The organism is Acinetobacter sp. CWB-B33 (assembly GCF_039655955.1).
Classification (GTDB): domain Bacteria; phylum Pseudomonadota; class Gammaproteobacteria; order Pseudomonadales; family Moraxellaceae; genus Acinetobacter; species Acinetobacter bouvetii.
The window spans coordinates 469260-483523 of record NZ_JAGFEU010000002.1 but is presented as its reverse complement, the minus strand read 5'-3'; the positions used below and the strand labels follow the sequence as shown (position 1 = coordinate 483523).

Below are 14264 nucleotides of genomic sequence, written 5' to 3'. Positions count from 1 at the left end.
GCTTTATTCAGCCTTAATTTTTTGGGCGAGTGCTCTGCTCGCCTTAAAATCCTGATAAAAATATACAAACAGGCCCGTCAGCAGCACAGCGGCTCCCACAAACACCATCATGGTGATTTTTTCATCATTCAGCAGCGCGCCAACCAGCATCGCAATCATCGGCGTCAGGACTGTGGTTAAAGACAGTGTGGTCGCCTGAACATTTTTCACCAATTTAAAATAGCAGAACATCGCCACCAGCGACGCCATGACTACCGCATACGCCAATCCAAACAGCGATCTGGCGCCCGGCATTGCTGTTGGCGCATAAGACCAGATAAACGGCAGCAGGCATAGTGCAAATAGCGCAGATACCAGTATTGAACCAGTCGCCTGCGCCATCGGCTCAAGCGGCGCATTCACCTTTTTCACCCAAAAAATTGAAGCGCAATAAATGAATACGCTCAGCAGCATCAACGCAATGCCGATGGGCTGTACATGATGCTCACTGCCGCCAATGCAAATAATCCCCAGCCCGCCAACAGCAATTAGCATACCCAGCCATTGCATGCGCCGGAGGCGGATTTTGAACACAAAAAAACCGATCAATCCGGTAATAATCGGCGCAAGGCCGAACATTAAAGCAATAATGCCTGAACTGAGATAGGCCGTCGCCAAATAGGTGAAAATTTGCGAGCCGATGAAACTGCATGCGCCCGCCACATAGCTGTGAATTGACAGCGCATTCAAAGGCAGTCTCGTGTGCAGGATCAGCATCAGCATTGCGGCTAAAGGCAGAGCAATAAAAAAGCGCAATGCGAGGGCCCATAAGCTGTGCAGATCAGCCACACTCCAAACAATAGCGAGTGGCGTCGTAGACCAGATAAAGACCAGCAAGGCATAAGTCGACATTAAGTTGAGTTTTGAGGGCATGATGGCCTTGTTTGTTCCTTAATGTTGAGCTGTTTTACGCTTTTGCTTCTGAATGGTTTGATCGAGACTACTTGAAAATTCACGCTTATCCCGCTCTGAAATAGGCGGCGGCCCGCCCGTTTGAACTCCTGCGCCGCGCAGGCTGTCCATAAAATCGCGCAAATGCAGGCGCGCTTTAACATTGGCAGTGGTATACACCTCACCGCGCGGATGAATTGCAATACCGCCCTTTTCAATCACTTGCGCCGCCAGCGGAATATCTTGCGTCATGACGATGTCATGCTCTTTCATCCGGTTGATAATTTCTTGATCGGCCGCATCTGCACCGCTCATGACCTGAATTGAGTTGATGCGCACAGATGGCGTAATGCCGACATTTTGGTTCGCGACAAAGGTCACTTCAAGCTGATAACGGTCCGAAGCACGAATAATTACTTCACGCAAAATTTTAGGCAACGCATCCGCATCGACCCAAAGTTTAAATGGCAGCACAATCATTTCCAGTGCAAAAGTATGAACTTCATTTTAACAAATCTACGTGACAGAAATACGTGAAATTGCTCTATTTTGTGTACAGTTTTCTCAAAAATTGAGAAAGCTCAATGCATCAGCTGCGTATTCTTATTTTAATGGACACTCAGTCCCACACATAAATGAACAAAAATTCCTATCGAACTTAGGCACTTTAATTAGGTTCTATCAAAGCGAATTCGTATAATCGCGATTATGTTAAATGTAACTAAAATCAGTTACTTTCTTGAGATGGTGGAGCAGAGTTCCATGTGCCTAATAAGCGCCAAATTGCACTATCTATTTCTTGCCATCTATCCCAATTACTCAAGTTCATTTCCCATTGAACCCAGATACCGCCATATTTATTGGGCTCATAACTTTCTCCTCGAATTTGAATAAATCGATTATCTGCCGTATTTTCTAAAGCAATTACATCTAATAAAATACCTGTAACATCATATTTTTTGGATTTTCCATAACAACCATAGAAATTATCAGCTACTTTTTTTTTGTAACAGGTCAAACCATATTTTTCAAATTTTGAATTTTCTTTAAAAAATTCTTTTCGTTGTAAAAATGTCTTATAGGTATCTAAATTTTGCTTTCGCATATCCATGGTAAGACCTTCAATCCGAACTCTCACTTGATCATCATGATCAGGTAAATAACCATCTTTTGCTTGAAAATCTAAATTACTTAATTTTAAATCAAACTGTAATTGTCGATTCGAATCAGGCATCGGCAAACTATCTGCTTCTTCTTGCGTAATTACTGGAAATTTTTCAGGAACATAATTTATGGGAAATTGCCCTAAATAATGTTCTCGAGCGGGTCTATAAAACTCATAATCAAATTGATCTGGTATATGTTTTCGGCGTGGTCCAAGTTTAGCTTTTACAATAAGTTGTGGATTTTGTTTCCATGTCACTATTTCCCCCTCTTGAGGAATATATGGTTTTTCTTTAGGTGTACATCCTATAAGAAAAACAAAACATAAAGAGACCACTATTCTTTGTTGCATTATTTTTTCTCTTTAATAGAGTTTATTTTTAAAATTTGAATCAGTTTAATTTCTCTAAAATCAACATAATACAGCTTATGCGAAATTCTTAAATTTATTAAATATTTTTCAATCACTTATCATGTAACGAAAAGCCCAAACCTGCCAATCTTGACTTTTTTGATGATTTTTCATGTTCCACGACTTGATGCAATCTCATTGAACGCTAAAGCAGAAAAATGTCCAGATGAAATAAGTATAGATGTCCGAGCCGTTATTGATTTTGCACATCAGCATCTTGAGCATTCACTTCTATGCAGCCGTTTTGACATGGTCTAGACTGAAAATAACGGCTGAATACGGAATATTTAGCGCCCAAGACTTGAAAATTTCAAATAACCCTCGATTTAATACATAAATACAACCCAACATCAATCGTGCTTATGAAAAATCAGAACAGACCAGAAATGATCACTATTGAAGATCAGAACTTCGGTAGCCACATTGAACACTGGAATTTATTAACAGAACAACCGTGTACCGATGTTCCTCAATGGCTCGGTCAAGCTCTGGATGCTCCAGTGATGCCAATGGGCTTATGCGCTGCAGAATGCGATATGGACACTGGCACCTGGCTGATTCAGGGCCCCAGTAAAGCGTCAGTGCAGCTGACTCAAGTGATTGAAGTTGAAAACAACAAACCCAAAGCGGTAAAAACTGCATTTCCGTGCTTCGACAGCCCATATAAATTCAAGGCCAGCATTGACCGGATTATTACCTGCAAGTCCAATATTCAAGCCGTACTGTGCTTAAATTTAGGCGCCGACACTTCGGTATATGCCTTTGACAGCCTGTACAGCGTTAACCACAGCCAATACGAAAAGGGTCAGGACTATTTGGTGCAGCTGAATGGCTGGGCCTATGAGTTAGAAGCCGTTGCCGAACATGAGCAGTTAGTTGTCGATGACCCGGCCTCAATCAAACACCACCGCGCTTTAAACGATATTTTAGCCGCCAATAATGGTGTGGCGCCTGCGAACCTGCAGGAACAGATTGAAGCTTGGGAACCTCAGTCTGAAGATGATAAAGCCCCTGTCACTGTCGATTTTTCGAAAATGGTGGCTTACCTGTACGGCGAAAACATGGGCCAGGAAGATGAAGCCTGGTTCCAAGGCAATGTTGTCGGCAAGTCATCCATGCAGTTTATGGATCAGGACTATACGCTTTACGATGTCACTTTAATTCACGAAGAAAACCAGCCCGCCGTGCTGATCCGCATTGCCACAAAAGACCCAGCTTACAAAGATTATGAGGTTGGCCAGTTCATTCGCGGCAACATTTGGATTCAGGCAAATATCTACACAAAATCTGCTTAATTTAAATTCAAAAAGCCTCTTTCTGTACAAATCAGACTTGGGCTTTTTTTATTTTAGCTGATAGCCAATTTCATTACATAATTGATAATCAGCCAAAATTTTATCCACAATTAATAATCAAAAGTCAGCATTTTAAATTCAAACTTAAATGCACTTATCCACATTTATAAATTCAAAATTAATCCTTTTGCATGATTATTTAATATTCAATTATGAAAATTTTAAATCCTTAATTAAATTTTATCTGACTGAAAATATGTAATTTTTTATGCTTCTCACCCATCTTTTAAAATAAATCAAGCGGTTTAGCAATTTTAATCAAGATAGTACTTTATTTAATCAAAATTTTATGGTAAAAATAAAAATTAGAAATAGGATTTAACGATAAATAGATCGGACAATAAATATCTATGAAAATCGTGCAAGAAGAAAACATACAGCAAGCCGGACACAGCCTGATTTCTCGATATCATGTCGAGCCTATGGCCTGCCTATTTTTTGTTTTAGGCATGATGATCTGTGCATATTTACTCCACGCTTTTATCCTTTAATTCAGCAGATACAAAAAAGCCCATCTTTCGATGGGCTTTTTTTCTTCAAGGATTATGCATTGCGTTTCGCAAAGCCATCCATGAAATTCACCAGCGCCTGCACACCTTCTAAAGGCACTGCATTGTAAATACTTGCACGCATGCCGCCAACAGAACGGTGTCCCGCAAGGTTCAGCAAATGATTTTCTTCCGCTTCTTGCAAGAATTGCTTCTCAAGCTCAGGATTTGCTAACGTAAATGGCACGTTCATGATTGAGCGGTTAGCTTTTGCAATCGGGTTCGCATAAAAATCGCTTGAATCGATATAGCCATATAGCAATTCGGCTTTTGCCAAATTCGCTTTATAAATGGCGTCTACACCGCCCTGTTCAAGCAGCCATTCAAAGACCAAACCAGACAGGTACCATGCATATGTAGACGGTGTGTTCACCATCGAATCATTTTTGGCTTGCGCAGCGTATTTTAAGATGCTTGGAATTTCAGGTTTTGCCTGATCCAATAGATCGTCACGAACGATTACAATTGTTAAACCTGCAGGGCCGATATTTTTTTGCGCGCCCGCATAGATCAAGCCGAATTTAGACACATCTAAAGGCGCAGATAAAATGCTTGATGAGAAGTCTGCAACCAAAGGCTTATCTGTTTCCGGGATATTTGCAAACTGAATACCGCCAATGGTTTCATTATCTGCATAATGCACATAAGCGGCATCGTCAGATAAGTTCCACGTGCTTTGATCAGAAATCGCCATTTTTCCATCTACGGTTGTGCCCGCTTCAATGACATTAATGTCGCCATAGCGCTGCGCTTCCTTGGTCGCTTTTTCAGACCAAATACCGGTATGGATATAATCCGCTTTGCTGTTTTTGCCCAGCAAATTGAGCGGAATTGCAGAGAATTGCAAAGATGCGCCGCCTTGCAGAAACAGCACTTTATAATTCTCAGGAATGTTCATGAGTTTGCGTAAATCCGCCTCTGCCTTTTCTGCAACTGCAACATAATCTTTGCTGCGGTGGCTCATTTCCATAATGGAAAGACCTTTGCCATGCCAATCCAGCATTTCAGCTTGGGCTTTTTCTAAAACGGCAGTAGGTAATGCAGCAGGACCAGCACAGAAGTTGTACGCGCGCATGATTTTTCCTTTCAGAGTGAGACACAATAAAATGATGGCATTTAACCACAGATAGACGGTGCTTGCAGTAATTTATCCTGAAAATATTTCAATGCTGTCGGACATTTAAAGCTAAATCTTCAATAAAGATCTGATCTTTTTGCAGGTTTGATAATTTCAATAAAGGGCTCACCTGCCAGCAAATAGCTGACGATTCTTAAAATTAACGCGGGAATTACCACAATGGCGTGAATCAGCATGGCTACGCTTAAATAAAAAGCAAACTCAACCCAGCGCAGCCAAGGCATAAAAACGGATTTTTTGCTTTCTAGCTTTTGCTGCTTTAACTGAGATAAAGGCGCATCACCATTTGCATCAATCCATTGCCGTGTTTTTAAATCATAGGTATTTGAGCTCATCAGCCCGCGGCCATAAGCGTGCACAATCCGTTTCGGCTTTAAGAAAAAGCCTGTAGACAGCGCAATCAAATTCATCACGCCTAAAATTGGATGGCGGAACATTGAGCCTGTGCCCAGCTCCCAAGCGCTGACCTCGCCTTCGCCAATCCGCCCAACCGTATAGCCCGTCAAAATATGGTGCATATCGTGATATTTTAAATATTTATGGCGCACGCCAATATTGGGCATTGGCACAATTAAACAGCCTGTATATACACCTACCGTCAAAGGCTCACGGTCACCCACAATTGGGCCAAAGCCATTTTTTTGATAAAACAGCGCAATCGCTTCATTTAAGGTATATGAATCTGAAAAATTATTTGGCGCTTTGACTTGTAAATCCATCTTATATTTATTAAACATGATGATGTGAATATAATATAGCCGATTATTCTGATTTATTACATCCTGATAACAATTTCAAAAAAATGAACAGCTGTATAAGAAGCATATCGCTGAACGGTTGCTTTATACTGGGTTTGACGATACGGAGAATCTATTTGATGTTACAGCATTCATCAAGTTTATGCAGATCTGAACAACAACAAAATCAAGCGAACAATATAACCAGCGCTATAGTGAAAAGTTCAATTTTTACGGTTTCATTACTGTTCAGTTCGCTTTGCCTTGCCCAAAGCATCAGCTTTCAACAGGCTGAGCAAAACGTACTGCAAGACTCTTACAGCACCAAAGCCAATCAGGCATTGCAGCAGGCATCACAGCTGGAAGCAGAGGCAGTCAAAGGCCTTGGGCTGCCGCGGGTCGATTTAAACGTGCGCGCTTATGCCTTTCATAATGAATTGGATATCCCATTAGGGGCCATCAAAAACAATTTAGAGCAGTCGCTGTCAAATGGCGTCAACAGCAAAATTGATGAATGGCAAAATTCTAACCCGAATCTCGGCGGTTTAGCCGACCCGCTGAAAGAAGGTTTAAACCAAACCATCCATGATGGTGTCGGCTTAATTCCAGATGAATATCAAGTGGCATTAAATGATCAGGTGATCCGCCCAACCGTATCCATTATGATGCCTTTATATACAGGCGGGCTGACTTCCAGCGCTAAAGAAGTCGCTAATATTAAAGCCCAGCGCAGTCTGCTCAACACCAAACAGCAGCAGGATGTGCAGCGCTTTGAACTCATACAGGCTTATTTTAATGCGCAATTGCAAAAACAGCTGCAGGCCAGCAGTCAATTTAATTTGCAGTCCATGCAAAAACATTACAGCAATGCGCTCAAGCTGGAACAGCAAGGCTTTATCAGCAAAGGCCAGCGCATGCAGTTTGAAGTCGCGCGTAATAATGCCGAACGCGCCCATCAAAATACGCAAGCCGGCTATAAAGCCAGTTTATTTCAGCTGAATAACTTACTGCAAAGCAGCCAAATTACTGACCTGAGCACTCCGCTGTTTGTCAATTCGACACAAAACTTGGCTTTAAACAGCCTATTGAAAAGTTTTCCTGAACAGTCTTCACTCATTCAGAAAATGCAGATGGATACGCGGCTGGCCAAAGCCAATGTCAAAGTGCAAAACGCCGCTAAAAAGCCCAGTGTCTTTGCTTTTGGCGAATATAGCCTGGACGATAAGCAAAACTGGATTGTCGGTGTGGCAGCCCGCTACAACTTATTCTCAGGCATCGATAAAAACAAAAATGTGCAGGCAGCCGAGTTGCAGCGTTATGCTTCAGAGCTAATCACTGAGCGCGCCAAGCAAGAAATTGAGAACATTATTTATAAATCTTATAGCGAAGTGGTCACTGCACAGCAAAGTGACCAATTGCTGCAGCAAAACGTAAAAGCCGCCCAAGAAAATTTACGCATTCAGGAATTGTCTTTTAGAGAAGATATGGGTACGGCAACACAAGTGATTGATGCGCAGAATATACTCAGCGGTTTGAAAACAGAAACAGCGCTAAATGCTTATAAATATGTCATGTCACTGGCAGCTTTACTGCAAAGCCACGGTTCGATTGAACAGTTCCAGGGCTATATCAATCAGCCCAATACACGCTATGTCCGCTAATTTCAGATGGGGAATCCTATGAATCAAGATCAAAACTCACCTGAATCTGAAGAGAAGCCTATTTCACCTGAGCAGTCCAATCATGATGCTCAGACAAACTCCTCTGTATCTGAAAGCGCGAATGCCAATCATGAAAAAAACTTAACGGCTCCCAAAGATGATTCTGAGCATCAGCAGACGGAGCAGTCCGCCGTTGCGCCGCAAAATCCTAAAAAATCTGCAGCCGTTAAAATCGCCGTCTGCATGGTATTGATTCTGCTGCTTGGATTAATTGCTTTTGGCTTATGGAAAAGCTATCAGCCCAAAGAAGTCGAATTGCAAGGCCGGGTGGAAGCCGAAACCATTCATGTCTCCACCAAAGTGCCGAGCCGCATTGAAGAAATGTATGTGCATGATGGTCAAAAAGTCGTTAAAGGCCAAGAACTGGTGAGCCTGTTCAGCCCAGAAGTTGATGCGAAGAAACAGCAGGCGCTTGCAGTACTGCAGTCTGCTTTAGCGTTGCAGTCAACGGCAGACCGCGGTTCACAGGAAGAAAACATTGCCACGCTGTATGCCAACTGGCAAAGTATGAAAGCGCAGCAGAACTTAGCGCAAACCACCTATCAGCGCGGCGCCAAACTGTTTCAAGAAGGCGTTATTTCACGTCAGCGCAGAGATGAAATGCACGCCGCTTCTATTTCCGCGGCTGAATTAGCAGAGGCTGCGTATCAGCAGTATGCCCGCGCCAAACGCGGCAGCACGCCAGAGCAAAAATCTTCTGCAGATGCGCAGGTCAGCATTGCCAAAGCCGCTGTGGCTGAAGCAAATGCTTTAGAGGCTGAAACTAAATTATTGTCGCCGATCAATGGAACGGTATCTAAAACCTACGGCAAACCCTCAGAGCTGGTTGCCATGGCTGTTCCTGTGGTCAGCATTATTCAAGATGATGATCTGCACGTCAGCCTGAATGTCCGTGAAGATCAATATCAGTCTGTATATAAAGCCAAAACCATGCGCGGCTATATTCCTGCCTTGGGCCAAACGGCTGAATTTAAAATTAAATATATTGATGCTGAAGGTGATTTCGCCACCATTAAAACCACCCGCCAAACCGGCGGTTATGACATCCGCAGCTTTAAAGTGCATCTTGCGCCTGTACAGGCCATGCCGGATTTAAAAGTCGGCATGAGCGTATTATTTAAAGTGAAAGAGGCGCAATAAATATGCGGGCAGGCGTTTGGCGTGAATTGCAGTATTTACTTAAGCACAAATGGGACTTGTGCTTAGTCACCCTTGCGCCTTTATTTATTGTCGTGCTGTTCAGCAGCATGTTTGCTCAAGGCAAGCCTGAACATTTGCCGATTGCCATTATTGATCAAGACCGCAGCAATTTAAGCCGCAGCATTGAGCATCATTTAGCCCTGAGCAGTGCTGTTAAAATTGCGCTCATCAGTGACAGTCAAACTGAAGTCGAGCAGCAGCTGAATCAAAATAAAATTTGGGGCTATGTGCACATTCCAGCGGGTGCAGAACAGCGCTTGGTGCAAGCCAAAGATGCTGAAATCAGCATTGCCTATAATCAAAGCTATTTTAGTGTGGGCAATACCATTTCATCTGCCATGCTGCTGGGAACGCTGCAGGCCATGGCTAATTTTATGGGTCAGAATTACTTTGAAAATACCCTACCTTATTTAGATGTGCCAACACCGAACGTCAAAGTTTCTCCGCTATATAACCCCGGGCTGAATTATGAGTTCTATTTAGAACCCTACATGATTCCAGCCATTTTGCATTTGCTGCTCTGCTGCTGCGTGGCTTTTTCTGTTGGGCAGGAACTGAAATTTAACACCGCACAGCAATGGCTGCATGGGCAAACGCTGTTCAGTGCATTGCTGTCCAAAAATTTGGTCTATATTTTAATTTTTAGCATTTGGACATGGCTGTGGATGATTTGGCTGATTGGCATCCGCGGCTGGTTTGTCGCAGGCCATTTATGGCTGATTCTGCTCGCTCAGATTTTACTGTACAGCGCCTATGCCTTTATCAGCAGCGCAATTGTGCTGGCCACAAAAAACCTGTCGAAAACCTTTGGCGTGATTGCCGTCTACGGCGGTTCATCGCTCAGCTTTGCAGGCGTGACCCTGCCCCTCAATAATGCCCCGATGTTCACCCAGTTTTGGGCGCATATTATCCCCTACACGCCTTATGCCAAACTGCAAACCGAACAATGGGTGATTGGCAGCCCGCTGTCATCTTCCTTGCAGCCTTTTGCCCTGCTAATGGTATATAGCGTGCTGTATTTTGCACTGGCTTATGTCTTCTTGAAAAAATGCGCCAAGGAGATTCTGTCATGAAACAGTTTTTCCATTACTATATTCAAACCTTTAAGAACATTGCTGCCAATTCATCTATCTTGACCACGCTGATTCTGTCGGTCTTTATGTACAGCTTTTTTTATCCTACAGCTTATCAGGCGCAGCAAGCGCAGGCTTTGCCGATTGTGATTGTCGATGAAGAACAAAGTGCAATGACATCCGCAATTATTGGACAAGTCTCTAACAGTCCAAATGTAAAGATTAAGGCCGTAACGGCTAACTTTTTAGAAGCTGAACAAATGGTTCAGCGCCAGCAGGCGGATGGCATTTTGCTTTTGCCTGACAATTTATCCAACAGCATCCGCCATGGCGAAGTGGGCGGAGTCGGCTTATATCTCAGCGCTGCGAATTTTCTAAAAACCAAACAAATTGGCCTTGGCCTCGCTACATCTATTGAAAATGCGCTGGCGGAACAAGCAGAAAAGTTTGGCAATATTTCGCATTTCTCTCCTGCGCTGTCCATTCATCAAATACCGCTATTCAACACCTTGTCTGGCTATGGCAGTTATATTTTCCCTGCAGTTGCGCCGCTGATTATTCACCAGACCATTGTACTGGGACTGTGCATGCTGCTGGCAAGTTACCGTGAACAGTATCAATGGAAACCGGCTGCAGCTGAATTTTGGGCAATTTTCGCGGCCATACTTACGATTGGCTGTTTGGGCTGCTTCTATCTGTTCGGCTTTACCTTCTGGCTGTACGATTATCCGCGCGGCGGAAATTTTATGGGCATGCTGATCGCGGTACCGGTATTTATTGGCTGCATCATTGGCCTTGCTATGCTGCTGGCCTCTTTTTTAGACATGCCTGAACGGGCTGGGCATCTGATTGTATTCACCTCAATTCCGCTATTTTTGCTCTCTGGCACGGCTTGGCCGCACGCAGCAATGCCTTTGTGGATGCAGTGGCTGGGCAATTTTTTGCCTTCTACCCAAGGCATTCAAATGTTTATCCAGCTGAACCAAATGGGTGTGCCGACCAGCATTGTTGTACCTAAATTAATCTATTTAAGTGCCTTTGCCGGCGTTTGCCTCTGCTGGTCTTACTATAGATTAAAACTTAAGCCAAACTAGTCAATTATTAATCATTTTTATTCATTGCATAACTTAATTTTATTATCTAGATCGGATTATTAAATAAAACTGAAAGAAAAAACACCAATCAACAGCAACATCATAAAAATAGTTAGCTCATTTTTCATAAAAACTTCAAAATAGACTTAACCCAATCTGCCAAAATTTCTCTTGCCTTTGCAGCGCCATTTTTTGGATGCAGCGCAAGAGTTCATGCAGATTTTTTTTGTCCCTAATTTAGTTTTTTCAGAGCTGAGTATGAAAAAAATTAAGATGAGCCTTGCATGGCAAATCGTAATTGCACTCATTTTAGGTATACTTTTAGGCTCTATTCTCCACTATTCTCCTGAATACCGTGATGCCTTAGTAAATAATTTATTGACCCCGCTGGGTTCAATTTTTATTAACCTTATTAAAATGATTGTAATCCCGCTTGTAGTTTCAATGCTGATTTTAGGCATTGCCAATGCAAGTCATGGTTCCAATGTGGGTAAACTGGGTTTCAAAACCATTTTGTATTTTGAAATCATTACCACTATTGCAATTATTGTCGGTTTAGTTGCAGCCAATGTGTTCCAGCCCGGCGCTGGCATTGACATGTCGACCCTGACCCAAGTGGATATTTCCAAATATCAGGAAACATCCCATGAAGTCAGTTCGCATTCACATGGATTGGTGCAAACTGTATTATCTTTGATTCCGCCAAACTTCTTTGCTGCTTTAACCAGCGGGCAAATGCTGCCGATTATTTTCTTCTCGGTGCTGTTTGGTATTGGCTTAGGCTCTTTATCAAAAGAAACCAAACAGCCGCTGATCAGTGTTTTGCATGCCGTTTCTGAAACCATGTTCAAAGTCACTCACATGATTATGATGTTTGCGCCTTTAGGCGTATTCGGCTTAATCGCTGCGACTGTCGCGAACTTTGGCTTCAGTTCATTGCTGCCTTTAGTCAAGCTTGCATTATTGGTATATGGCGCTATTTTCTTCTTTATTTTTGTCGTTTTAGGATTTGTTGCCAAAATTTGCGGTTTCAGCATTTGGGCGATTATTAAAATCTTAAAAGATGAATTGATCTTAGCTTATTCAACTGCCAGTTCAGAGACAGTACTGCCGCGCATTATGGAAAAAATGGAAGCTTACGGTGCGCCAAAACCGATTACCAGCTTCGTGATTCCAATCGGCTATTCATTCAATTTGGATGGGTCAACACTGTATCAAAGTATCGCTGCAATCTTCATTGCGCAGCTGTACGGCATTGATTTAAGCCTGGGCCAGCAGGTCATTCTTGTCCTGACACTCATGATTACCTCTAAAGGCATCGCTGGCGTTCCTGGCGTGTCTTTCGTCGTGCTGTTAGCAACGCTGGGCAGTGTCGGCATTCCGCTCGAAGGCCTTGCATTCATTGCCGGTATTGACCGTATCTTAGATATGGCGCGTACTGTTCTGAACGTAATCGGCAATGCATTGGCTGTTCTTGTGATCAGTAAATGGGAAGGTGAGTTCGATTACGAAAAGCAAAAGAACTACGATCCTAAGCTGCACAACACACTCTAAAATTGACTGCATATAAAAAGGACGCCTCGGCGTCCTTTTTTATATTTTATACAGAAAAAATAATGAGAAACGCCCATGAAAGCATATTTAACATCTAAGAAAAAACAGCTATATTGATTAAAAATCATACAAATACTTATAAAAGCAGGGGACGTTTTATGGAACACTTTATCAACAAATTAAAAGACCATATAGAGCATGTAAAACGCGTTGGAGCACACTGCACCACTGAAGAAACAACGAAACAAGCGCTTATTTTACCTTTGCTGGATATTCTAGGATTTAACCCTTACGATCCAACCAAAGTGCTTGCTGAATTTTCTGCAGATTTCCCTGGAGCCAAGTCAGCAGAAAGAGTGGATTACGCTTTGTACTGCAACGGCCAGCCTGTTATGTTTATTGAGGCCAAACCATTTGCCGCCAACTTAACCAATCATGCGCCTCAGCTTTCAAGATATTTTAACAGCAGCCTCGGCGTCACTATTGGCGCAATCACAAATGGCAAAGAGTGGCGTTTTTTTACCGATCTGATCAATACCAATGTTATGGATGAAAAACCATTTCTGACCATTGATTTTACCAAACACAATGCAGAAGAACTGACGCAATTGGCAGAGTTCAAGCATGATAATTTCCATGCTGAAAAATTGCGCTTTTTCGCTGAAGAGAATCAATATATTCAGCAATTTAAAACCGTAATTAAACGCAGTATCAATGAAGCCGATTTAGATTTTGTCCGCTATGTAGCGCAACAAGCAAACATCCCTCGGCAATTGAATACTAAATTTCTAGAAAGCATTCAGCCTTTTGTTAAACAGGCTGTAGAGCAAGCGATCAGCGATACTGTAGTAAAAGGCCTTTCAGCGCCAACGATTATCACCGCACAGCCCGTTGAAATAACAGCCAGCCATAATGATGATCAACCCCCTGCACAGCCCGCCGCTGCAGATATCATTCATGCGGATAACAGCAAAATTGTCACGACAGTACATGAGCAGATCCTGTATCAGGTTGTTCAAGAGCTATTGCCTGAACATGAATTAACAGCGAAAGATACCGAAAGCTATTTTTCTGTCTTATACCAAAATAAAAATAACCGCTGGCTGTTTAGATATGATGTAAACCGCAAGCGTCCGACCATTCAGTTTATTGTCCCAATAAATGAGATACGCCATTTAGAACTCACCCGAGCGGGCCTTGAAGTGCAGGCGAATGGCGTCATCTTTTTAGATAAACCTGAGCATATCTATAGAACTGTTGGAATATTGAATGATGCTTTGGAATATTGTCTGAATGATGACCACTTTAAACGCAATATTTAAAATAAAAAGGACGCCT

12 protein-coding genes are annotated in these 14264 nt (G+C 42.6%); 7 read left to right on the top strand and 5 right to left on the bottom strand.

Features of this window, described 5'->3' with window-relative positions:
- Positions 1-3: 3 nt before the first annotated feature.
- The 3 genes from JZ784_RS08450 to JZ784_RS08440 all read right to left on the bottom strand — a co-directional run bounded on the left by JZ784_RS08450 (position 4) and on the right by JZ784_RS08440 (position 2446).
- Complete coding sequence (locus JZ784_RS08450) at positions 4-912, bottom strand: EamA family transporter (protein WP_346314541.1); 909 nt, start codon at positions 910-912, stop codon at positions 4-6.
- A gap of 18 nt (positions 913-930) precedes the next feature.
- Positions 931-1410, bottom strand: a complete 480-nt coding sequence (locus JZ784_RS08445; RefSeq protein ID WP_346314540.1) for a YaiI/YqxD family protein — start codon at positions 1408-1410, stop codon at positions 931-933.
- A gap of 247 nt (positions 1411-1657) precedes the next feature.
- Positions 1658-2446: a hypothetical protein gene (locus tag JZ784_RS08440; RefSeq protein ID WP_346314539.1), complete on the bottom strand. Its 789-nt coding sequence runs from the start codon at positions 2444-2446 to the stop codon at positions 1658-1660.
- Positions 2447-2868: 422 nt separating this feature from the next.
- Between JZ784_RS08440 and JZ784_RS08435 the strand changes: the two genes are divergently transcribed.
- Positions 2869-3801 carry a hypothetical protein gene (locus tag JZ784_RS08435; RefSeq protein ID WP_346314538.1) on the top strand — a complete coding sequence of 311 codons (933 nt, stop codon included), beginning with the start codon at positions 2869-2871 and terminating at the stop codon, positions 3799-3801.
- 603 nt (positions 3802-4404) lie between these two features.
- Here JZ784_RS08435 and serC read toward each other — a convergent pair.
- Both serC and JZ784_RS08425 read right to left on the bottom strand, forming a co-directional pair.
- Positions 4405-5484 (bottom strand): 3-phosphoserine/phosphohydroxythreonine transaminase, encoded by a 1080-nt coding sequence (gene serC, locus JZ784_RS08430; protein ID WP_346314537.1) that lies wholly within the window; start codon positions 5482-5484, stop codon positions 4405-4407.
- Positions 5485-5603: 119 nt separating this feature from the next.
- Entirely contained in the window at positions 5604-6266 is a 663-nt protein-coding gene (locus tag JZ784_RS08425) for a hypothetical protein (protein WP_346314536.1), read from the bottom strand.
- A gap of 158 nt (positions 6267-6424) precedes the next feature.
- Between JZ784_RS08425 and JZ784_RS08420 the strand changes: the two genes are divergently transcribed.
- From JZ784_RS08420 to JZ784_RS08395, 6 genes are all read left to right on the top strand, one after another.
- Positions 6425-7945 carry a TolC family protein gene (locus JZ784_RS08420; protein ID WP_346314535.1) on the top strand — a complete coding sequence of 507 codons (1521 nt, stop codon included), beginning with the start codon at positions 6425-6427 and terminating at the stop codon, positions 7943-7945.
- Positions 7946-7963: 18 nt separating this feature from the next.
- Positions 7964-9145 carry an efflux RND transporter periplasmic adaptor subunit gene (locus tag JZ784_RS08415; protein ID WP_346314534.1) on the top strand — a complete coding sequence of 394 codons (1182 nt, stop codon included), beginning with the start codon at positions 7964-7966 and terminating at the stop codon, positions 9143-9145.
- 2 nt (positions 9146-9147) lie between these two features.
- Positions 9148-10278 (top strand): ABC transporter permease, encoded by a 1131-nt coding sequence (locus JZ784_RS08410; protein WP_346314533.1) that lies wholly within the window; start codon positions 9148-9150, stop codon positions 10276-10278.
- Positions 10275-11372, top strand: a complete 1098-nt coding sequence (locus JZ784_RS08405) for an ABC transporter permease (protein ID WP_346314532.1) — start codon at positions 10275-10277, stop codon at positions 11370-11372. Before JZ784_RS08410 ends, JZ784_RS08405 begins: the two co-directional genes overlap by 4 nt.
- 258 nt (positions 11373-11630) lie before the next feature.
- Positions 11631-12926 carry a glutamate/aspartate:proton symporter GltP gene (gene gltP / locus JZ784_RS08400; RefSeq protein WP_005008605.1) on the top strand — a complete coding sequence of 432 codons (1296 nt, stop codon included), beginning with the start codon at positions 11631-11633 and terminating at the stop codon, positions 12924-12926.
- A gap of 158 nt (positions 12927-13084) precedes the next feature.
- Positions 13085-14248 carry a type I restriction endonuclease gene (locus JZ784_RS08395; protein ID WP_346314531.1) on the top strand — a complete coding sequence of 388 codons (1164 nt, stop codon included), beginning with the start codon at positions 13085-13087 and terminating at the stop codon, positions 14246-14248.
- Positions 14249-14264: the final 16 nt, after the last annotated feature.

Bases quoted from the DNA above. Each gene is read 5' to 3' on its own strand.
- JZ784_RS08450 (WP_346314541.1), bottom strand. From the start codon at position 912: ATGCCCTCAAAACTCAACTTAATGTCGACTTATGCCTTGCTGGTCTTT.
- JZ784_RS08445 (WP_346314540.1), bottom strand. From the start codon at position 1,410: ATGATTGTGCTGCCATTTAAACTTTGGGTCGATGCGGATGCGTTGCCT.
- JZ784_RS08440 (WP_346314539.1), bottom strand. From the start codon at position 2,446: ATGCAACAAAGAATAGTGGTCTCTTTATGTTTTGTTTTTCTTATAGGA.
- JZ784_RS08435 (WP_346314538.1), top strand. From the start codon at position 2,869: ATGAAAAATCAGAACAGACCAGAAATGATCACTATTGAAGATCAGAAC.
- serC (WP_346314537.1), bottom strand. From the start codon at position 5,484: ATGCGCGCGTACAACTTCTGTGCTGGTCCTGCTGCATTACCTACTGCC.
- JZ784_RS08425 (WP_346314536.1), bottom strand. From the start codon at position 6,266: ATGGATTTACAAGTCAAAGCGCCAAATAATTTTTCAGATTCATATACC.
- JZ784_RS08420 (WP_346314535.1), top strand. From the start codon at position 6,425: ATGTTACAGCATTCATCAAGTTTATGCAGATCTGAACAACAACAAAAT.
- JZ784_RS08415 (WP_346314534.1), top strand. From the start codon at position 7,964: ATGAATCAAGATCAAAACTCACCTGAATCTGAAGAGAAGCCTATTTCA.
- JZ784_RS08410 (WP_346314533.1), top strand. From the start codon at position 9,148: ATGCGGGCAGGCGTTTGGCGTGAATTGCAGTATTTACTTAAGCACAAA.
- JZ784_RS08405 (WP_346314532.1), top strand. From the start codon at position 10,275: ATGAAACAGTTTTTCCATTACTATATTCAAACCTTTAAGAACATTGCT.
- gltP (WP_005008605.1), top strand. From the start codon at position 11,631: ATGAAAAAAATTAAGATGAGCCTTGCATGGCAAATCGTAATTGCACTC.
- JZ784_RS08395 (WP_346314531.1), top strand. From the start codon at position 13,085: ATGGAACACTTTATCAACAAATTAAAAGACCATATAGAGCATGTAAAA.